Genomic DNA, 21,509 nt, shown 5'->3' with positions numbered 1-21,509 from the left:
TGAACTGACACTTTTGGAAAATGAGCTTGTTGCCCGGCTTGATCAGGCTGTAATAAGCCGGGCTCGATGACCCATTAGAAAAGCACCCATGGCCAATTCAGTTCAACTCGTCGATCCTCGTACCGGTAAGCGTTACCCGTTGCTGGAGCCGCGCTGGCGCTCGGACGATCAGGGGCCGCTGCTGGTCGAAGCCCTGCCGGGCATCGGCAAGGACGACGTCGATACCAAGACCCAGTCGTTGTGGCGTTACCGCGCCTCATTGCCGCTGGATCTCCCGAAGCCGATCTCGTTGGGCGAGGGCTGCACGCCGCTGGTGGAAAAGCCTTGGGGCAACCAGCAGCTGTTATTCAAGGCCGACTGGATTTCGCCGACCGGCAGTTTCAAGGACAAGGGCGCGACGGTAATGGTGTCGTTCCTGAACCATCTGGGCATCGACGCCATTCTGGAAGACAGCTCGGGCAATGGTGGCGCGGCGATCGCGGCCTACGGCGCGGCTGCGGGCATGAAAGTGCGCATCCTCTGTCCGGAGTCGACGCAGCCGGCCAAGGTTGCGCAGATGAAAATCTTCGGTGCCGACGTGCGGCTCATCCCGGGCACGCGTCAGGACACGGAAAACGCCGCGCTCCAGCAAGCATCTGAAGTTTTCTACGCCAGCCATAACTGGCATCCATTCTTCCTCCAGGGAACGAAGATGACCGCGTATGAGATCTGGGAACAGCTGGGTTTCCGCGCACCGGACAACGTGATCGTGCCGGTCGGCGCGGGCAGCAACGTGCTCGGATGTGACTTGGGATTCTGTGAGCTGCTGGCCGCGGGTCAGATCAAGAAACTGCCCCGCATCTTCGGGGTGCAGCCGGCCGCGTGCGCGCCGATCAAGGCGAGCTTCGAAGCGGGCGTCGACGAATTGGTGCCCACCGAATTCAGCACCACCATCGCCGAAGGTGCGTCGATCCGCAAACCGGTACGACTGAAGGAAGTGCTGTCCGCTCTGCGCCGTTGTGGCGGCGGTATCGTCAGCGTCGGCGAGGACGACATCCTCAAAGCGTTGCATCGACTCGCGAGCATGGGCCTGTTCGTCGAGCCGACCTCGGCCATCGTCGGCGCATCGTTGGATCAGCTATACGCGAGTGGCAAGATCAAGTCGGGCGAGACGACCGTCGCGTTGTTGTCCGGCTCGGGTCTCAAGGCCAGCGCGTTCGTGACCAAGCTATTCGGCGGCTGAGACAGCTGCGGGCTGATGCATCCGGAACGCTTCGAGGATTCGTTCGGCCAGGTGCGAGGTGGCGATGGACTGCGTGTCCGGCGTGCCTCGCATGATGATGTGTATCTTGCCGAGCTCCGGAAAGCCATCGTCCGGGGTCAGGATGCGCAAGCCTTCCGGCACGACGCATTTGGCCATGGTCGTCACGGCGAAGCCTGCCTTGGCGGCGGCGACCAGCACCGTCCAGCTCTTGCTCTTCACGCTGATGCGAAAGTCGAGCGCTTCGCCGCGCTCGCGAACGCTGTCGCGCAGGGCTGCGATGGTCGCGCGATACACCGGCGACTCATCGGAGAACACCGCGAGCGGCAAGGGACGCTGTCGATGCGTCTCGTGAGTGGGCGAGCTCGTCCAGACCACTTGCTCGGTTCGTAGCACTACATCGGTGCGCTTGGGCGCTTGAGTGGCGAGGATGGCGAGATCGAGCTGACCGTTGTCGAGCTGCTCGATCAGCACGGGCGTGGTGTTGACGATCACTTCGACATTCGCGCCCGGCCAGCTCTTGGCGAGCTCGGCGAAGATGTCGGGCAGCAGCAGGGCGGCATAGTCATCCGGCAAGCCGAGCACGACGCGTCCGCCCGCATCGCTGCCGCGCCAGGTGGTAACGAGCTTGTCGTGCAGGGTGAGGATCTGTCGCGCCTGCTGCGCCAGTTGCTCGCCCTTGTCGGTGAAAACGGTATCGCGGCCACGGCGGGCGAACAGCGGATGTCCGACCAGCTCCTCCAGGCGGCGCATCTGCATGCTGACCGCGGGCGGGGAGCGAAACACCAGCTGTGCGGCTCCTTTGAAGCTGCCGGAATCGGCGAACGCGACCAGTGTCCGGAGCAAATCCAGATCGAGATTGACCTTCATGCCGGGCATCGTGCGACAGGGGTCGCGAGCGAGTCAATTGCGCGCCCGGGGGCGCAAAGGCGCTTCTTGGATCGGAGCACGGCCTCGAAGAAAAATACATCAATAAGTGCGGGACCTCGTATCAGGCATTAGGGGATAGGACTAATGCAGGCTCGTCCAGACACACGCACGAGGGTTCCGCGGAAATCGGTTTAGCCGCATTTTCTTCGGGATTTTTACCGTCGCGAAGCCGGGCGGGTGGCTCGGCCGGCGGTTCATCGGGAGCAGTCATTCGTACGCGGCGTGTATCGGGCCCCGTCCCTAACTGTCAAAAGCGCTATCTGCGCGGCAAAGTCCCATCTGACATCGCTCGTAATTTCCGGTCACACCCGCCTGCTGGCCCGGGCGGATTTCGCAGTCACCGGGGAGAGATCGATGAAACCAATTCAAAATGTCTCGATCGCGCGGGCAGTGTCGCTCGCGTTGTTGTTGGCAGGCAGCGCGCACATGAACGGAGCGTTCGCGCAGAGTACCTCGCATGCCGCCTCGAGCAGCGATCAGGATCGAGAGTTGCTGGAGACCATCACCGTCGAGGCCGAGCGCGCTCGTAGCGTGTACACAGGCATTTCCACCACCGGCACTAAATCCACCACGCCGCTGAACGAAACGCCGCAAGCCATCACGGTGATCACCTCCGACTGGATGGAGATGCAAAACATCCAGAACGTCGAGGACGCGCTGCGCTATGCCGCCGGCGTGAAGACCTCGCCTTACGGCAACGATCCTCGCAACGATACTTTCTTCATTCGCGGTTTCAATCAGACCACCTCCGGCCTGTATCGCGACGGCCTCACGACACCGAACGGTCAATACGGCAACTGGCGCAGCGAGCCGTTCGCGCTCGAGCGCGTCGAAGTCTTGCGCGGGCCGAGCTCGATGCTATACGGCGCGAACAGCCCCGGCGGTCTGGTGAATCAGATGTCCAAACGGCCCACCGCCAAGCCAGTGGCGAACTTTCAGGTCGAGTACGGCAGCTTCGAGAGCAAGCAGGCCGGCTTCGATCTGGGCGGCGCGGTGAATGCCGATGAGACCGTGCTGGTGCGTGGCGTGGGCGTGCTGCGCGATGCCGAGACCCAGGTCGATTTCGTCGACAACAAACGCAAGTATCTGATGCCGGCAGTGACCTTCCGTCCGAGCGACAAGCTGATCTGGACGTTGCTCGGCGAATATCAGGTCGATGAGCTCGGCAAGGCCAATGCGTATCCCACGCGCGGCATCCTGCTGCCGAACGTCAACGGTCGTGTGCCGACCAATCGTTTCGTCGGCGAGCCGAGCTTCGACAATTTCGACCGCGATCAGGTGGCGGGCACGTCGCTGCTGACCTGGCACCTGGCCGATGCGCTGACGCTGCGTCAGAACACGCGCTTCGCCAACATGAAGCTCGATTATCAGACGGTGAATCCGGCCGGCCTGCAAGCGAACCAGCGCTTCTTCAATCGGCAGGCGGTGGTCTCGAAGGAAGACACCGACATCCTGACCACCGACACCACGCTGGAAGGCAAATGGTCGCACGGCATCTTCGATCACACCGTCGTGGTCGGTGTCGATTATCAGAAGAAAGATCTGGATTACCGCATCGGCATGGGCACGGCGCCGGCGCTGGATCTGTTCACGCCGACGTATGGAGTCTCAATCACTCGTCCGGCTTACAGCACCTTCGTCGATCAGACCGTCGATCAACTGGGTTTCTATGCGCAGGAGCACCTGAAGATTGCGGACCACTTCGTGGTGTTGCTCGGCGGGCGTTACGATCAGGTCGAGCGCGAAACCAATACGGCCAAGGACGACCAGAGCGAATTCACTTATCGCGTCGGTCTCGTCTATCTCACCGACAATGGCTTCTCGCCCTATGTGAGTTACGCGACCAGCTTCACGCCGCTGTTCGGCACCAACCTGCGCGGCGAGAGTTACGATCCAGAGTCCGGCGAGCAGGTCGAAGTGGGCTTGAAGTATCAGCCGGTAGGCAAGGCGGTGTCGTTCACGCTCGCGGCCTTCGACTTGCGTCGCCAGAATATCCAGACCGCCGATCCGAACGATCCGCTCAACACGGTTCAGAGCGGCGAGATCGCCTCCAAGGGCGTGGAATTCGAAACCTCGTACAGCATCGGCAACATCGATCTGGTGGCGTCGGCGGCTTACAACGACGTCGAGATCACCAAGAGTAACAACGGCGATCAGGGGCGCACGCCCTTCGGTGTGCCCGACGTGTATGGCTCGATCTGGGCGCACTATGAGTTCGAGCAGGGACCGATACAGGGCCTGGGCTTCGGCGGCGGCGTGCGTTACGTCGGCAAGAGCCCCGACAGCACCAACACGGTCGAATCCGATGCGAGCACGTTGCTGGACTTGATGGCCTCGTACACGTTCGGCAAGTGGCGCGTGGCGTTGAACGGCACCAACGTGCTCGACAAGACCTACGTGTCGGCGGTCTTCAATGCCAACACGTATGCGTACTACGGCAACCGGCGCGCGTGGACGCTCGGCTTGAACTACAGCTACTAACGTTGCTGTCGGTCAGCGCGGACGGATTACGATTTCGTGGTCCGTCCGCTGGATCGATAGATCGGGCTCTCGCATCAGCAAGTCGGCGAGCGACGCGGGATCGTCCGCGTCGAACGCACCGGAAAATATATAAGACCCCGGGGGCAGATGTTCCACTCGCAGGCGCAAGGTTCGGTTGTAACGATTGAACTCCGCCGCGATGTCTTCGAGCGGCGTGCGTTTGAAGATGAGCTTGCGCCGCTGCCAAGCGATGGCGTCGCCGATGTTGGCGGACTCGTCGCGCTCGATGCCGCCGGTCTTGGCAACTTCCGCCGCTTGTCCTGCAATCAATGACGGCGCCGTTGCGGGCACGGCGGTGTCATCCGAGGACAAGATCCGCACTTTGCCTTCCACCACGGAGACGGTTGCTGTGCCATCCGGCTTCACATAAACGTTGAATTGCGTGCCGACCGCCTGCACGAGCGCATGGGGCGTGTGGACTCGGAACGGTCGCGACTGATCGGCGGCCACTTTGAACAACACTTCGCCCTGCGACAGCTCGATGTCGCGTGCGTGCCGGCTCAAGCGCACTTCCACGTGAGACTGCGCATTGAGGTTGAGAACCGAGCCATCCGCGAGCGGCACGACGCGTTGTTCGCCGATCCCGGTTTCGATGCGTTGATCGGGTTTCATTCCGAACCAGACGGCGGCGACCGTCGCCACCAGGCAAGCGGCAGCGGCCCAGGGCCAGCGTCGATGCGAGCGGGGAGCGGGCGGTGCAGATGACACTGTGCCGAGCGCGTTCGGCAAGGGCAGGGTGTCCGGCGAGACCTGCTTCAGCAGCGTGTCGAGATCGAACGTATTGCCGGCGAAGATGGCGCGCATCGCCGACGCTTCACTGGCGATGGCCAGGAAAGCTTCCAGGTGCCGTGGCGATTCGCTGATCCAGCGAATGAATTCGGCGTGCTGCCGCTCGTTGCCGAGCCGCAGTGTTTCGTACCACTCGGCCGCCTGGTGAGCGACCAGCCGGTCGATTTGCTGTTGTAAGGTCATCGCTGCGAGTCCTTGCTGTCGCGCCCGAGGCGTTGGCCGTCGAGGGCCAGTTTCAATGCCGCCCGGCCATGCATGACGTAGGTGGCGATGGTGCTGGGAGTAAAGCCGCTGGCCTTGGCGGCCTCTTTGTAGGACATGCCCTGGCCCTCGACCAGCAAGAGCGCGGTCAGGTATTGGGCGGGAAGACGGTTGAGTGCCGCAAGTACGTCTTCCTGCACGGCCAGCTGTTCCGCATCCTGATCGGAGGAGTGTGCCTCGCGCGGTCCGCCGTCACCGGTCAGGCTCGAATCGAAGGTGACAGGATTGCGTTGCGCGTCGGAGAGCGAGTCGCCGACCACGTGAAAAGCGATCCGGAACAGATATGCGAGCGGGTTGCGGACCGTCTCGGTCTGGTCCTTACGACGCAGGAACAGCTCGAAAATTTCCTGGGTCAGATCGGCCACGTCCTCGCGACTGCGCACGCGCTTGGTCAAGTAGCGGTGCAGGGTCTGGGCATAGCGGCTCAGCGCCGCTGCGGACAGCGGCGCGGTGGTGGCGTTGGCTTGGAGTCGGGGCGCCTTCATTCGAACCGGGGAAAACCTGAAGCAGGGGACCGTCATCATTAAAGAGGCCGGTCGCAGTCATTTCATAGATAGGAAATTTACGCCATCCATGAAATGCCCCGGCGGGTGCTCTTTAGCGGGTATGGGGAGGCAAAGTCTGGTGCTGAAGAATCGAACCCGGCTGACCGCGCTGCTGCTCGCGCTGGGTGCGCTGAGCATTGCGGTGGCCGAGGACCGCGACGCGGCCGCCAGTCGGGTGGCCTTCGATATCCCGAAGCAGCCGCTCAACGAGGCGCTGGCGGAGTGGGCGCGCCAGTCCGGCCTGCAGGTCCTGCAGCGAAATCTCGACAGCGCTCTGCACGAGACCGTCTCGATCGCGGTGACCGGCCAGCTGTCACCGATCGAGGCGCTACAGCGGTTGCTCGCGAACACGGGACTGACCTACGAGCTCATCAACGAGCGCACGGTGCGGATCGCGCCGGCGCCTCGCTCCTCAACGCAGCTTGAGGAAGAGAGTTTGACCGAGGAGGTGCTGGTGCAGAGCCGGCGGCCGTTCACCGATCAGAATATGGACATCGTGCGCACCGGCGACGATGTGCAGCCTTATCAGATTCTGAGCAGCGAGAAGATCGAGCGTTCCGGGGCGGTCAACGTCGAGGACTTTCTCAAACAGAACCTGACGATGAATACGACCGCGCAGACCAACGGCGCGCAGGCCAGCAACTACCTCGGCAACACCAGCTCCATCAACTTGCGCGGTCTGGGGGCGAACCAGACGCTGATCCTGATCAACGGTCGGCGCAGCGCTGCCCCTGTGTACTTCGGCGCCGTCAATCAGCCGGATATCAACGGCATTCCGTTATCGGCCATCGATCGCATAGAAACGCTGCCGAACTCAGCCGCGGCGATCTATGGAGGCGCGGCGCTCGGCGGCGTGATCAACGTCGTGCTCAAGCACGACTATCGGGGCGGCGATCTGAAAGTTTCCTATGACACGCCGACTGACGGCGCCGCTGCACGAGGCGCCGTCGATGGCGCCTATGGCATGGCCTTCGAGAACGGCAAGACCAATGTGATGTTCAGCGGCTATTACTCCGAATCCGATTCGATGCAGATTGCGGACCGGCCGGAGCTCGCGTCGCGCGGTCTCGATACCATCCTCGCCAACTATCCGGCGCTGATCTCTTCGACGACGTTGCCCTACAGCTTCGGCACGACGCCGAACATCGTTGCGAGCGACGGCGGCCTGCTCACGCTGCGCAATGGCACCGCATTGAATTCGGCGATGACCTATATCCCGGCCGGGTTCACGGCGGGATCGGATCCTGCCGCGCTGGTGGCCAATGCGGGCGGCGTCAATTACACACGGCCCGATATCACAGGCCGGCTCGCCAACGTCGCATCGTTACGGGGGCAGGTCGGTGGGGAAGCCACTGTGAAATCCTTCGGCGTGGTGGCACGGCGGCAGATGACAGAGCGCCTGGAAGCGTTCGCCGAATATTTCTATGCCAGCAATGGCACCCATGCGGCGGTCAATCCGATCGCGGACAACTATCGGATTCCCAACACTGCGCCCACCAATCCTTTTCAACAGGCGGTGACGGTCAGTCTCCCGCTCGACATCACCCAGCCCTATGAAACAGGCAGCATCACGCGCCGAGTCGTCGTCGGCGCGGTCATGGATCTGCCGAACGATTGGCGCGGCGAGGCGGACTACACGTGGAGTTCGAGCCGCGCGAACTACCGTAGCGTGGGCCTCGATACGAACGCCCTCCAAACCGCACTCAACACCGGCGCGGTCAATCCATTCGTCGATACGTTGCGCTCGCCGCTCGACCTGTCCGCTTACTACGCGCCGTTCGCATACACAGCGCCTTCCACGCTCGATGACTTTGCCGTGCGCCTCGCCGGTCCGCTACCGAGATTGTGGGCGGGCGCGCCGACGCTGGCCATCGGCATCGGTCATCGCAAAGAGGGGCTGGACAATGGTTACTTCCAGCGGGTCTCGCCTGACTTTCCGAGCAGCGGTTACACGCGTTACACCAACTTTCTGAATCAATCGCAGACCACCGATAGCGTCTATCTGGAAACGTTGTTTCCTCTCGTGGCTCGCGTGCCCGGCGTCCGTGCGCTCGACTTGCAGATGGCTGTGCGCACCGAGCGCTATGACGTCGACACCGGCACGGGTTCGCAGAACACCGGCCCCGACTATCGGATCGACTGGTCCACCATAGAGCGCAACACCGTCGAGTACACGTCGACCAATCCCACGCTCGGGCTACGTTACAAGCCCATCGATAGTCTGACGCTCCGTGCCAGCTACGCCACCGCGTTCCTGCCGCCGGCGTATTCGCAGATCGTCGCAGGCACGCTCGATCCCGTGCCGCTGTTAGTGATCGATCCGCAGCGGGGATTTACCGCCATCAGCGTGAATCGTATTCGCGGGGGCAATCCCGACCTGAAGCCGCAGGAGTCCACCAGCTGGAATGTCGGCGTGATCTTCGAGCCGGGGTTCTTGCAAGGGGCGCGCTTCAACCTGGAGTGGTACCGCATCGAGCAGAGCAACGTGATTCTGACGCCGACGGCGCAGCAGATCGTCGACAACGAATCGCAGTTCCCCGGGCGTGTCCAGCGTGCCGCGCCGACCGCGGGCGATCCCTATCAGGCAGGTCCCATCACGCTGGTCGATTACAGCCTGGTCAACGCCAACGAGTCGCGCACCGAAGGGTTCGATTTCACCGCGTCGTATCGCTGGCGAACGCAGCGGTACGGTTCGTATCTTCTCTCCGCGCAGGCGACCCGCATCGACAGCTATCAAGTGCAGAGCTCGCTCGGTTCGCCGTTGCAGGAGATCGTCAATCAGGTGGCATACGGTGCGCCGCTGAAGTTTCGTAGCAATGCCGCGTTGATCTGGTATCGCGGTCCGTGGTCCGCCGGTTGGGTGATGTCGTACTTCGGTTCCTATCCGCAATACAACGTCGGCACCGATATCTACGTGCGCGCTCAGGGCGACACCGAGGTTTCCAGCCAGAGCTATCACGATCTCTCGGGCAGTTATCGCTTCGAGCAGACCCGGGGCGCCCTGGCCGGCGTCACTGTGCAGTTCGGCGTGAAGAATCTCTTCAACGAGCGGCCGCCGCTCGATGTGTATTTTCCCGCTTATCTCTATTCCAGTCCGTTCGGCGACTCGCGCCTGCGCAGCGTGTGGGCGTCGCTAGGCAAGAGGTTCTAAAGCTCCATGATGTTCCATTCGATACTCGTCGCCGTTGCCGCCGTGGCGTTTGCAGCCGCGCCGGTGCATGCCGATGGCGAAGATGCTCGCGCTCGCCAGGTGGACGCGCTTTTCAAACAGTACGATCGACCTGACAGTCCCGGTGCCGTAGTCGGTATCTATCACCATGGCAAGATGGTCTACGCGCGCGGCTTCGGCCAGGCGGACCTGGAGCAGGGGCGGGCCAACACGCCACACACCCGGTTCCATGTCGCGAGCGTGTCGAAACAATTCACCGCGTACTCCATCGCGATGCTGGCGCGCCAGGGCAAGATCGATCTCGACGCGGACATCCGCAAGTATCTGCCGCGGCTCGCCAACCTCGATCGCAAGATCACGGTGCGCCAGCTGATCCTGCATACCAGCGGGCTGCGCGACCAATGGGCGCTGATGGTGCTCGGCGGTCACTCGATGGCCGGCGTGATCGATCAGCAGCAGATTCTGAACGTCGTCGAACGGCAGACCGGTTTGAACTTCGAGCCCGGCTCGGAGCAGCTGTACAGCAATACCAACTACACGCTGCTGGCGGAGATCGTCAAAGCGGTCAGCGGTCGCACGCTGCGTCAGTACACCACCGAGAACATCTTTCAGCCGCTGGGCATGAAGAACACGTTCTTCTATGACGACGTGACCGAGCTGGTGACGGGGCGGGCCAATTCCTATGAACGGCACGGCGATCGCTGGAGTCGCGTGCTGCTCAACTATAACAATGTCGGCGCGACCAGCCTGCTGACCACGGCCGAGGACATGGTGAAGTGGGTGGCGAATTTCTCGCACCCGACGGTGGGCGATGCCGCTTTGATCGACCAGGTGTCGACGCTTGGCCAGTTGAACGACGGCTCTGCAGTGAACTACGCGTTCGGTTTGCGACGCTTCGTGGTCGGCGGTCACGAGACCATTACTCACAGCGGCAAAGACGCGGGCTTCCTTGCGTTCGTCGGCTATGTACCGGGTCAGGACTTTGGCTTCTTTCTGGGGACGAATCTGTCCTTCAATCTGCGCCCGGTGCTCGATCGCATCACTGAAATCTATATCGGCAATGGACCGGCCGATGACGGTTGGCCTACGGCGGTGGCGACGCCCGCGGCCTTGGTCAAGGAACTGGTCGGCAGCTATCAGAATGAGCGCCTGCCGTTGTTGGAGTTGGTTGCGAAGGAGGGCGTGCTGCAGATCCGTTCGGGCGAGGAGCAAACCCCAGCTGAGTTCTGGAGCGATGGCACGTTTGGCTACGGCCCTCACTATCGCGAGCACTTCCGCATCGTGCGCGATGGGGCCGGGAAGATCAGCGGCGTCGAACGAATCTCCATTCGTGACTTGACGCAGCTGAGCTATCGGCGTGTTCAACCCGTGGCTGCGCCAGGACTCGAATCCTTCCGCGATGTGCTCGGCGACTATCGCAGCCCCGAGCTCGACATCACATACACGCTGGCCGCGGAAAACGGCCGGCTGCTGATGCGCTCATTGTGGACGACGCAGCCCATCGTCGTAACACCGCGCCAACGCGACCGCTTCGAACTATCCATCCCGGAAGCAGGCGAGTGCGTGATGCTCATCGAGCGCGATGCCAAAGGACGTCCCACCGGTGCGCGCCTCCAGGGCGGGCGTATTCGCAATGTGTTGTTGGAGCGCCACGAGGCCAGTTGAGTTTCGAAAGCCACACTTCAGAACATTTGATTTTTTCGCAACGCCGGGATCGCTTACGTTCGATCGTGCCGGTCCGCGCGACGGGCCGATCCTCTGGCATGTTCATGATTGGGACCAAAATGCAAAGACAAATCGATGGAACCGGGCGTCTGCAAGGCGCCGCATTGGCATTGACGCTCGCTGCAAGCGGCATGAGCACCGCGCTGGCGCAAACCGAGTCTCTGGTGGTCGAGGAGATCATCGTCACCGGCACCAAGATCGAGCGCACCCTGCAGGAAACCCAGACCAGCGTGTCGGTGCTCACCGGCCTCGAGCTGGAAGCGGACAACGTGGTCGGCCTGGAAGAGGCGCTGCTGCGCGTGGCAAACGCCAATATCGATCCCGCCGGCAACATCTCGATTCGCGGTATCGACAAGAACGGCTCCGGTGGCAGCACGACCAACCGCATGGTGTTGGGTGTGTATGTCGACGGCGTCGCACAGAGTTATCAGAGTCAGCGTTTCTCGTCGTCGACTTGGGACGTGAAGCAGGTCGAAGTGTTGCGCGGCCCGGTGGGCACGCTGCAAGGTCGTAACGCGCTGGCCGGTGCCATCGTCGTGAACACCAACGACCCGGAATTCGATTTCGGCGGCAAGCTACGCGCCAGCTACGGTGAGGATAACACCTATCAAGTCGCCGGTGCGTTGACCGGCCCGCTGGTCGACGACGTGCTGGCGTTCCGAATCGCCGCTGAGAAAGAAGCGAGCGACGGCGACATCTACAACACCACGACCCGCGACGACAAATACGGCGAGTACTCGCAAGAGAACGTGCGCGCGAAACTGCTGTTCACGCCCTCGAGCCTGCCGGGCCTGCGTGCGCTGGCGACCTTCACGTACAACAAAGCAGATCCGGCGCCTGGCTCCCGCTACATCCTCGGTGCGAACTATAGCGATCGCGAGACCATCGTAACGTCGGCCGAAGGCTCCACTTCGGAGAGCAAGTCCGGCTCGCTGCAAGTCGAGTATGACTTCGGCAACCACCTGTCGCTGACATCGATCAGCGCCTATTCCAGCAGCGATACGTTGAATCTCGCACCGTTCAGCGCCACCGATATCGCCAATCCTCAGCGCATCACTTACGGCGACTTCGACGATGAGACCATCTCGCAGGAATTGCGGATTGCGTACTCGGGCGAGCGGCTGACCGCGTTGTTCGGTCTGTACTTCGCGGATCTGACGACAGAGCAGGGGCGTGGCGCTCGCATCAACTCGGGCGCGCTCGGGGGGCCGGCGGGCGATGCCGTCGTCGCTTCGCAGGTGGAGGAGAAGATCACCAACTACGCGGCCTTCACCGATATCACCTATCGCCTGACCGACAAGATCGAGCTGCAAGCCGGCGGTCGTCTGGATCGCGAAGAAGCCGATTTCACGCGCGACTCCGCAGGCGCGTTCTGGTTGAACGCGGCCGGTCAGCCTACCGTACAGCTGTTGCGTCCGATCCCGGCGAACGAGACGTCGTTGTCCGGCACGGAATTCCTGCCGAAGGCCGGCATCGTCTATCACTTCACCGACGATGTCTCGCTTGGCTATGTGTTCTCCAAAGGCTATCGGCCGGGCGGCACCGGTGTCGACGTGATGTCGGCGATCTATTCCGACGTGTTGTTCTATGAGTTCGACGCCGAGAAGACCGACAACCACGAAGTCAGCTTGCGTACCTCGTGGCTGGACGGCCGCTTCATCGCGAACGCCAACGCCTACTACGTCGACTGGAAGAATCAGCAGATCGTGCTGAGCGGCCGGCTCTCGTCGCTGGATGACTTCGTCATCGTCAACGGCACGTCGTCGTCGCTGTACGGCGCCGAGCTCGAGCTGCTGGGCACGTTCGGCGGCTTCCAGACGTTTGCCTCCGTCGGCTATTCCAAGACCGAGTACGACGCGATCGAGGGGCTGGCGCAGCGTTACATCGACCTCGGCTTCAACGCCGGCGTGCAGCTGGATGGCAAGGAGTTTCGCTACAGCCCCAATGTGAAGGGCGCGATCGGCGCGAGCTATCGTTGGGACTTCGGCCTGCGGGCCGCCATCGACGGCTCGTATGTCGGCTCGTCCTATATCAACGCCGCCAACACGGCGAAGGTCCCCGACTACACGCTGGTCAACGTGAACATTTCTTACGATACCGGCTTCGGCGAAGTGTTCGTGTTCGCCAAGAACGTTTTCGATGAAGATGCAGTGACGCTATGGAATTTGCCGCAGTCCCGCTGGATGCGTGACTCGCGCAATGTGGGCGTCGGTTTCCAGGCCAATTTCTGACCCTACTCAACGGCGCTCCACGGAGCGCCGTTTTTTCTGGTGGAGCAACGATTGATGAAATTTCGTCGAACGGCAGCGGCTGTGGCGCTGTCCCTGGCATTGAGCGCTGTCAGTCACGCCGATGCACCCGCACGGCCAATCTTCTCCAATCCGATTCAATTGCCGACCGAGCAGGGGCCGCTGCTCGCCGACGAAGGCTTCATCGTCGTCAAGGAAAACCGCGGCAAGGCCGACAGCCGCGACATTCTCGTGAATTATCTGCGCTTCCGCTCGCGCGGCGAGAGCGGCCGGGATCCGCTCTTCGTGCTTCCGGGCGGCCCGGGCGACTTGCTGGATCGCCGTGATTTCGCCAAGAAACATTATCCGCATTCCCGCATTCGAGAGGCGCTGTATCGTCAAACCGCGCATCGCGATGTCGTGGTCGTGAATCAACGCGGCAATTTCTGGGCGCTCGGTAACAACGGCGGCTTCGAAGCGTCTCGCCCCACGCCGGTGCCGGGCAACGACGAAACCAAGGAACAGGCCACCGAGCGTTGGAAACAATCCATCGAGCAGACCTTCAAGACGCTGACGGCGGGCGGCGTCGATCTGTCCGGTTATGACATCGTCAATATGGTTGAAGATGTCGAAGACGTGCGCGTCGCGCTCGGCTACGGCAAAGTCATCATGAGCGGTATCAGCTTTGGCTCGCAGTGGGGGCTCTCGTACATGCGAGTGCATCCTGAGAATGTCAGCCGGGCCATGTTCAGCGGCGTCGAGCCAGTGGACTATGGATACGATTCGCCGCAAGCCCTGTGGGGCGTGCTCGAACGCATTGCTTCGAGCGCCGAGAAATCTCCCATTGCCGCGCAGCTGCCGAAGGGCGGACTGATCGCCGCGGTCAAGACCGTCCTCGCTCGCCTGGAAAAGGCACCGGCGACGGTGGAAGTAAAAGACCCGGCAACGGGCAAGGCAGTCACGGTCACTGTGCGTGCGGATGATTTTCGTGCGCTGCTGTTCAGTCCATGGCGCGGCAAGGCGCTGCGCGATTCGCCGGCGATGTGGCCGAAGTTCGTGACCGAGGTTTACAACGGCGACTATCGCTACGTCGCGGCCCGCAAGCTGCAGGGTTTGTTTCCCTTCAATGGCAACGTGAATCTGCCGCTGGTGGATATCAGCCTCGGCATCACCGCCAAGCGCGATGCCCGGCTGAAGAAAGAGCCGGCGGTCGCGCTCATCGGCGATCCAAACTTCTTCTATCGCAGCTGGGCGTCGGTGACGCCGACCAAAGTCGTCGACGATGACTTCCGCAACTTCTATCCCATCGAGATCCCGACCCTGCTGATCCAGGGCGACATGGATTGGAGCACGCCGTTGGACAACGTGCTGGATCTGGGCAAGCACCTGCAGACCGGCGCGGTGATCACTGTGCGTACCGGCACTCACATCGTCGGCTACGAGCTGCAAGAGTTTCAGCCCGAGCTGAGCGAGAAGATCGCCGCGTTCATCGATCTCGATACCCAGACCACGCTCGACGCCGCCGCCATGCTGAAATCATTTCCTTCCGAGGTCAGCCTGCCGTTACAGTTCGAAGCGCCACAATCCACGGCTTTGTACGATCGGCTCTGATGATGAAACCACTCGCCTGGTGTTTGACCGTCACCGTTTGGTTCGGGCTTTCGGCCGTCGCCGCTGCTGAGGAGGTTACGCCTCAGCAACTGCAGGCCGCGCTGGAAAAGGCGGTCGAGCAAGGGGCGCCAGGCGTGTCCGCCGCGATTGCCACTCGCGACGGCATCATCTGGACCGGGACGGCGGGCTACGCGGATGTGAAGGCCAAGACGCCCCTCACGACGTCGAGCCTGTTCGGCGTCGGCAGCATCACCAAGGTGTTCGTGACCACGGTGATCATGCAGCTCTCGCAGGAAGGGCGCCTCGATCTGAATCGCACCGCCGCCGATATTCTCGGTGGCGACGTCACCAAGGGCATCGCAAACGCGGATCGCGCGACCCTCGCGCAGCTGCTGGCTCATACCGGCGGCGTTACCAGTTGGGAAGACGATCCTCGCTGGATTCGCGAAGGCCGGGGCAGCAAGCTCAAGCCCGCGCATGTGTGGGGCAAGACCGAAACGCTCGACTACATTCGCGGCCCCGGACATCCGGCACTGAACGAGCCGGGCGAGAAGCACAACTACTCGAACACCAATTACACCTTGCTGGGCCTGGTGATCGAGAAGGTTACCGGCAACACGGCGGAAGCGGAGATCCGTCGACGCGTGCTCGAGCCGTTGGGGATGCGCGAGACCTTCCTCGAAGGTTTCGAGAGCTTCGATACGAGCAAGCTGCCGCATCGGTATCACTGGGCGACGCCCACGTTCGAGCAGACTGCGGGCATCGCCAAGGGCTTCAAGCGGGTGCGGCCGGATCTCATCGATGCGACAGGCTCGAATCTCTCCGTCGAATGGACCGCTGGCGGCATGGTGTCCACGCCATCCGATCTCACGCGGCTCGCAGTGGCGCTGCGTGACGCTCGCATCGTTGCTCCCGCGAGTTTGAAATTCTTGACGCAGTGGACGCCGGTGTCGGAGCGCGCCGAGGTCGGTCATGGTTTGTTCCGAACTCGCACCGAGGCGGGCAATGTCATCGGCCACAACGGCAGCGTGCTCGGATTTACCGGGAGCTTCTACTGGACCGAGCAGGGAGATGCGGTTGTCGCTGTGACCAGCAATGTGGGCACGATGCATGCGGGTGACGTGCCGACGTCCGCACCGCATGTCGCCAACAAATCCGAGTTCGCGATACTGGCGGTGCGCTTCGCCGAGCAACACATCGCTCCGGCCATCGGTGCGAACGTTACGGCCACTTACCAATCATTGCTGGCCAATGAGCGCGTCACGCGAGCGCTGGACTTCATCAAGAAGAACGACGAGCAGACCCTGAAAGAGCAGATCGAGATCGCGGAGATTCCCGCGCCGTCGTTCAAGGAACAAGTGCGTGCTCGCGATTTTCAGGCGCGGCTGCAAAAGCTCGGGTTGCAGACGACCATCGACTCGGAAGGCAACGTCATCGCCACGCGCAAAGGCTCGGGGCAGGGCGCAACGCTGGTGCTCTCGGCCCATCTCGATACGGTCTTTCCCGAAGGCACCGATGTGACCGTGCGCAAGCAGGGCGAGCGTTATTACGGTCGGGGGCTCGCAGATGACACGCGCGGTCTGGTTGCCGTGCTCGCGGTACTGCGAGCCATGCAGGACGCAAGCATTCGCACGCGTGGCGACGTGATGTTTGTCGGCACCGTCGGCGAGGAAGGGCTGGGCAATCTGCGCGGTGTCAAAGCGCTGCTTCAGCAGAACAAGAACATCGACGGCTTCATCACCATCGAACCGGGCGGCGATCGTATCGGTGTCGGCGCGACCGGCAGTCGTCGCTGGAAAGTCACATTCAAGGGTCCCGGCGGACACAGCTCGGTGAACTTCGGTGTCGCAAGCGCGATTCACGCGATGGGTCGGGCCATCACCCATATCTCGGATCTGCAGCCGCCGCTGCAGCCTCGAACCACGTTCACGGTCGGCGTGGTGTCGGGTGGCACCTCGATCAACACCATTGCCTCACAAGCGGTCATGGAAGTCGATATTCGTTCCGATGGCGCGGAAGCGCTCGCTGCGTTTGAAAAACAAGTGCTCGCGGCCGTGGATCGCGGCGTGCAGGAAGAGAATCTGCGCTGGCACAGTCAGCAGATCTCAGCAGACAAACAACTGGCGGGCGATCGGCCTGCGGGAACGACGGGCGCGGATTCGCCGCTCGTCAGTGCGGCTCGGCAATCCTACGAAGCTTTGCAGCGGCCCGACGCCAACTTGGCGACCGTCAGCACGGACACGAATGCCGCCGTCGCTCTCGGCGTCCCTGCAATCATGCTGTCGGGCGGTGGACTTGCTGGCGACCTGCACTCGCCGGGTGAGTGGTTCGAGCCGAAGGATGCATGGGTGGGCCCACAAGTTGCGTTGCTCACAGTGCTGGGGCTGGTTGGCGTCGATGGAGTGACCGAGCCGCTGTTGGAAGATCGACGCTAACAGAGTATGACCGCATGATCCGACGCAAGAGCTTCGCCGCGCTGCTGTTTGCTTTGCTGTGCGCGCCACTGGTCGCAACGGCCGACGATGCCGTCGTTAGCAAACCGATCGAGATCGGCATCGAGACGACGATCTGGTCGGAGACGCTGGGTGAGAATCGTCCGGTGCGTATCTATACGCCGCCGTCACAGGAGCGGCGAGCGCCCGCGGCGGTCCTGTATTTGTTGGACGGCGCGCAAAACTTCGTTCACACCGCTGCGGCTGTGGATTTCCTCATCGGGACCGGGCGTATTCCGGAGATGATCGTCGTCGGCATTCCCAACCTCGATCGCGGCAAGGACCTGACGCCCAACGGAGGCGGCGACCGCTTCCTGACGTTCCTCACGACCGAGCTGGCGCCCTGGGTCGAGCGTCGCTATCGGACCGCTCCGTTCCGGATCATTGCCGGGCATTCGCGCGGCGGATTGTTCACCTTGCATACGTTGCTCAATCACCCCGAGGCGTTCAACGGCTATATCGCGATGAGCCCGGCGTTGTGGTGGAACAATCAGGCCATTCTCGGGGACCTGGAAGCCAAGCTCAAACGCCTGCCACCGCGTCGGTTTCTTTCCATCACCGACGGTGATGAAGCGGAACAGCTCACCAATGCCGTAGCGAAGACTGTTGCCGTGTTCGAGCGCGCGGCGCCGAAGAATCTCGAGTGGCGCTACGTTAGATTGAAGAACGAAGAGCACATGAGCACGCCCCATCGTTCCATTTACGACGGTTTGGAATATATGTTCTCCGGCATGCAGGTCCCTAGAGATCTGCTCCGTGCGCAGGGACTGAAGGGCATCGAGCAGCAGTACGCGGCTTTGCCGGCCCGCTATGGCTTCGATATTCCGCTGCCATTGGGCATGGTGGACTGGTGCGGCTATTACTTGATGCAGCAGGGCAAGCCGGAGATGGCGGTCGAGGTGTTTCAACGTAACGTCGAGCTGAATCCTCTTTCGGTTCGCGCCTATGGCAGTCTGGCCACCGCGCTGACGGGCGCCGGGCGGCAGAAGGAGGCGCTGGAAGCGTTGAACAAGGCGTATCAGCTGGCCGAAGCGCCCTGACCGAGCGCAGGTTCGACAGAGCCCGAGAGGCTACAACGGAGCGCGTCGTCGGGGCGTGAACGGCAGTTTCCTGGGTAATTCACAGAGAACGTAAAGGTCAGTGCCGGAGATGCGAGGATTCACTGCCGTTTCATTTGAATTCGTCATAGTGCTCGGCTCACGAAACGTACGTCTGAATGATCACCGGAAGTTGAACCCTCGTCCGAGCTGATCATTGGGATCGAGATACAGCTCGTTGCGGCCCGTGATGTGGGCCGTACCGCTCACCTCAGGAACGATGGCCGAGTGAGGTCCAGACGACGTAGCTCGCGTGTTCCCTATGGGCGTGGGGATGAACCGCCTGTCACAGGACCCAGCTCCGGCATGCACTCGTGTTCCCCACGGGCCTGGGGGATGACGGGACGGGAGATCCCCCATGGGTGCGGGGATGAACCGACCGAGCACGCGAAGAGCGGCAACATGGACTCGTGTTCCCCACCAACGCGGGGACAAGCCGGCGAGCTTCCGGCTCAGAGGTGCTACTGCGTGATTCCAGACGCACGGAATCAACCGCGCTGGAGCTATCGGCGCCTAGGCGGAGGGCGCAGTGACCGCTCGCGGCTAACTGGGTGCAGGATGATTACGCAAGCGGTGTCCGTTGCCTTCTTACACCGTGTTTATGAGGCATCCACATGGCTTCGCGGTCCGAGCCGATGCCACTGTCACACAGAATTTTCTCAACGCCGGTCTTCCAACGATCCTCGGCTTGAATCACTCCGTCTCGACCTTAAAATTTGGGCGATTCAGGCAGTGCCGTTGCTGCGGCGAGGGCGTGGCGAGTCTGCCTGGACTCGAGCTGCAGCCGACCGGATCCTGAAGGGCATTGGCTTTTCGAGGAAAGGCTTCGGAGGCGTTATGAGACAGAAACGCTGGCAAGATTGGGGCAATCTCATCCTGGGCCTTTGGCTGGTGATCTCACCCTGGGCGCTGGGCTTTGCGGACCATCAAGTCGCGGCACCGACCGCGTGGATCATCGGTGCGGTGATCGCGGTGTTCGCCGGCATTGCCGTGTACATGCCTAAGTTGTGGGAAGAGGGCGTGAACATCGTCGTGGGCGCCGCGTTAGTGGCCTCGCCCTGGGTGCTCGCGTTCGCGGATCACGAAACGGCAGCGATGAACGCAGCCATCGTGGGTACGCTGGTGGTAGCGCTGTGTATCTGGGTCATGGTGCGGGATACCGAGTTCCAGAAGCGGCGTGCTCAAGAGAAACAAGCGCAAAGGACGAGCTGATCCGCGATCCATTGCCGGCACCGGCGCTCGGAAGCATCGAGCCGGTGCCCGGCCTGGGCGGGACGTAGGAGGTCTCACATGGCAACACCGGTCGGACTGCGTAACGTCGGGGCGGTGGACCCCACTCTGAAGACTTCGCCGGTATTGGAAGAAACGGCGGAGGAGTCCTACGAACCCCGGCATCAAATACCCGAGATGGACGTGTGCTACTTCAACGGCGAGATGTTCGCGACGGGCGAGCTCGTGCGAAGCGGCACGATGGTGCTGAAATGTCGGGACGGCGTTTGGCTCGAAATCGGACCGGCGGACCCCGACAATCCGTAAGCGGCGATGCCCGGGGGTCGCGTGGGAACGTCAAACAGGACTTCATATAGCCGTGCCGACGCACACGGTAATAAACATCTGCGCGTCCGCGCGGCCGGTTTCCTACGAGGTGACGCCCGACCTCGCTGCGAAGCGAGAAGGCCGTTTCGAGCGATGGGCTAGGCCGGCCGGGTCTTGAAAGTCGCTGGCCAATGCTTAGATTGTTGGCCCGGCTGGGAGTGGGATTCTCGCACAATGAGGTGACGCCATGAACACGTTCGAGCCTGGAACATCAGGGGTTGCAGCTGACTCGCCGATGCACTGGCACTTTCGCGCGCTTCCCGATGAGGTGCAGCGAGGAACCATCCGTCGACTCGCCATCAGCGGCTTGCACGAACGAGAGATTGCCGCTCGAACCGGTCTGAGCATCGACAGCGTACGACGTGCGGTCGCCGAGGACGATTGCCTCAAGATGCTACGCACGCTGACGACGGGCGGCGTGTTCGGATCTCGCCTTGCGCATCGAGGGTCGATGGCCAACTGACGTGACGCACCGATACCCAGGGGGGGGTAGTTTTGGAAGGTGATTGAAGCGCAGCCCACTCGATGTAGACATCGCACTCATGTTACGGCCACTCCAAGTCGTGCAGTCCTGCTGAACGGCAGTGGTCGTCGTGCGTCCCATTTGCCTCAGCCCTCAAGTAAGTCCTTCTGTTGGGCCGATTCCTTCCTCTTGAAAACTGTGCGACGGTTTATATCTTGCCGCTTGAGGCGGCGAGAGCGCGCCGCCATCCATTCGATGAGGAGGTAAGCGCCATGAATCCTAGAAGTCTCATTCCCTGGAGCAGGAACCGCGGCGAAGTGAGTGCCTCAAACGAGCGGGCAAATTCATTCGCCTCGTTGCATCGTGAGATGGATCGAATGTTCGACAATTTCCTACGAGGTTTCGGCGATGTCGACATGCCCCGTCTATCCACCTCGACGAGTTGGCCCAGCATCGAGATCAACGAGACGGAGGATAAGATCGAGGTCGTGGCCGAGGTCCCCGGTCTCACCAAGGCAGATGTCGAGGTCACCCTGCACGATGGCATCCTGACGTTGCGCGGTGAGAAGCGCTTGGAGCAGACCGGTACGTGCTACAGCGAGCGTTGGCGTGGTGCCTTCCAACGTGACATCCCGGTCGGTGAAGATGTCGATTCAGAAAAGGTTAAAGCGGCCTTCAAGGACGGAGTGTTGACCATCGCGCTGACGAAGAAGCCTGAGGCTCAGCGCGATGTGAAGCGCATTGCCATCAACTGAGCGCAGGCAATCGAAGCGATGCCCGATGGGTGCCGACGGGGCCGGTCGGGCGTCGCACGCGCGTCGA

At 61.8% G+C, this 21,509-nt stretch carries 16 protein-coding genes; 12 read left to right on the top strand and 4 right to left on the bottom strand.

Annotated features, from left to right (window positions below; translation table 11 throughout):
• Nucleotides 1–88: 88 nt before the first annotated feature.
• Nucleotides 89–1,222 (top strand): threonine synthase, encoded by a 1,134-nt coding sequence (locus ACFPN2_RS01740; protein ID WP_380594354.1) that lies wholly within the window; start codon nt 89–91, stop codon nt 1,220–1,222.
• On the opposite strand, the gene ACFPN2_RS01735 is transcribed toward ACFPN2_RS01740, so the two are convergent.
• Nucleotides 1,208–2,110, bottom strand: a complete 903-nt coding sequence (locus ACFPN2_RS01735; protein WP_380594351.1) for a LysR substrate-binding domain-containing protein — start codon at nt 2,108–2,110, stop codon at nt 1,208–1,210. The two genes, ACFPN2_RS01740 and ACFPN2_RS01735, sit on opposite strands and share 15 nt — an antisense overlap.
• Nucleotides 2,111–2,524: 414 nt before the next feature.
• Here ACFPN2_RS01735 and ACFPN2_RS01730 point away from each other — a divergent pair, with 414 nt between their 5' ends.
• A complete protein-coding gene (locus tag ACFPN2_RS01730; protein ID WP_380594349.1) occupies nt 2,525–4,651 on the top strand; it encodes a TonB-dependent siderophore receptor in 2,127 nt (708 codons plus the stop codon).
• Between the two features lie 12 nt (nt 4,652–4,663).
• Here ACFPN2_RS01730 and ACFPN2_RS01725 read toward each other — a convergent pair whose 3' ends face one another.
• Both ACFPN2_RS01725 and ACFPN2_RS01720 read right to left on the bottom strand, forming a co-directional pair.
• Complete coding sequence (locus ACFPN2_RS01725) at nt 4,664–5,683, bottom strand: FecR family protein (RefSeq protein ID WP_380594347.1); 1,020 nt, start codon at nt 5,681–5,683, stop codon at nt 4,664–4,666.
• On the bottom strand, nt 5,680–6,285 hold the full coding sequence (locus tag ACFPN2_RS01720) for an RNA polymerase sigma factor (protein WP_380594345.1): 606 nt from the start codon (nt 6,283–6,285) through the stop codon (nt 5,680–5,682). The genes ACFPN2_RS01725 and ACFPN2_RS01720 overlap by 4 nt, the downstream gene beginning before the upstream one ends.
• 100 nt (nt 6,286–6,385) lie before the next feature.
• Here ACFPN2_RS01720 and ACFPN2_RS01715 point away from each other — a divergent pair, with 100 nt between their 5' ends.
• From ACFPN2_RS01715 to ACFPN2_RS01690, 6 genes are all read left to right on the top strand, one after another.
• On the top strand, nt 6,386–9,457 hold the full coding sequence (locus tag ACFPN2_RS01715) for a TonB-dependent receptor (protein WP_380594343.1): 3,072 nt from the start codon (nt 6,386–6,388) through the stop codon (nt 9,455–9,457).
• A 6-nt stretch (nt 9,458–9,463) separates the two neighbouring features.
• The gene (locus ACFPN2_RS01710) at nt 9,464–11,140 is read left to right on the top strand and encodes a serine hydrolase domain-containing protein (RefSeq protein ID WP_380594341.1); all 1,677 of its coding nucleotides are present in this window, start codon (nt 9,464–9,466) and stop codon (nt 11,138–11,140) included.
• 119 nt (nt 11,141–11,259) lie between these two features.
• Nucleotides 11,260–13,431 carry a TonB-dependent receptor gene (locus ACFPN2_RS01705; protein ID WP_380594339.1) on the top strand — a complete coding sequence of 724 codons (2,172 nt, stop codon included), beginning with the start codon at nt 11,260–11,262 and terminating at the stop codon, nt 13,429–13,431.
• Between the two features lie 54 nt (nt 13,432–13,485).
• On the top strand, nt 13,486–15,039 hold the full coding sequence (locus tag ACFPN2_RS01700; protein WP_380594337.1) for an alpha/beta hydrolase: 1,554 nt from the start codon (nt 13,486–13,488) through the stop codon (nt 15,037–15,039).
• Nucleotides 15,039–17,474, top strand: coding sequence for a M20/M25/M40 family metallo-hydrolase (locus ACFPN2_RS01695; RefSeq protein WP_380594335.1), 2,436 nt, complete (start codon nt 15,039–15,041; stop codon nt 17,472–17,474). The genes ACFPN2_RS01700 and ACFPN2_RS01695 overlap by 1 nt, the downstream gene beginning before the upstream one ends.
• Before the next feature lie 14 nt (nt 17,475–17,488).
• Complete coding sequence (locus ACFPN2_RS01690) at nt 17,489–18,571, top strand: alpha/beta hydrolase (protein ID WP_380594334.1); 1,083 nt, start codon at nt 17,489–17,491, stop codon at nt 18,569–18,571.
• A gap of 180 nt (nt 18,572–18,751) precedes the next feature.
• Here ACFPN2_RS01690 and ACFPN2_RS01685 read toward each other — a convergent pair whose 3' ends face one another.
• Entirely contained in the window at nt 18,752–18,988 is a 237-nt protein-coding gene (locus ACFPN2_RS01685) for a proline racemase family protein (RefSeq protein WP_380594332.1), read from the bottom strand.
• Between the two features lie 477 nt (nt 18,989–19,465).
• On the opposite strand from ACFPN2_RS01685, the gene ACFPN2_RS01680 reads away from it, so the two are divergent.
• From ACFPN2_RS01680 to ACFPN2_RS01665, 4 genes are all read left to right on the top strand, one after another.
• On the top strand, nt 19,466–19,840 hold the full coding sequence (locus tag ACFPN2_RS01680; RefSeq protein ID WP_380594330.1) for an SPW repeat protein: 375 nt from the start codon (nt 19,466–19,468) through the stop codon (nt 19,838–19,840).
• Nucleotides 19,841–19,918: 78 nt separating this feature from the next.
• Nucleotides 19,919–20,164: a hypothetical protein gene (locus ACFPN2_RS01675; protein ID WP_380594328.1), complete on the top strand. Its 246-nt coding sequence runs from the start codon at nt 19,919–19,921 to the stop codon at nt 20,162–20,164.
• Nucleotides 20,165–20,411: 247 nt separating this feature from the next.
• Nucleotides 20,412–20,687: a hypothetical protein gene (locus ACFPN2_RS01670; RefSeq protein ID WP_380594326.1), complete on the top strand. Its 276-nt coding sequence runs from the start codon at nt 20,412–20,414 to the stop codon at nt 20,685–20,687.
• Nucleotides 20,688–20,959: 272 nt separating this feature from the next.
• Nucleotides 20,960–21,442 carry an Hsp20/alpha crystallin family protein gene (locus ACFPN2_RS01665; protein ID WP_380594324.1) on the top strand — a complete coding sequence of 161 codons (483 nt, stop codon included), beginning with the start codon at nt 20,960–20,962 and terminating at the stop codon, nt 21,440–21,442.
• Nucleotides 21,443–21,509: the final 67 nt, after the last annotated feature.

Origin of the sequence: Steroidobacter flavus (assembly GCF_042651805.1) — a bacterium.
Lineage (GTDB): Bacteria > Pseudomonadota > Gammaproteobacteria > Steroidobacterales > Steroidobacteraceae > Steroidobacter > Steroidobacter flavus.
This window is presented reverse-complemented; position numbering and strand designations above follow the sequence as displayed.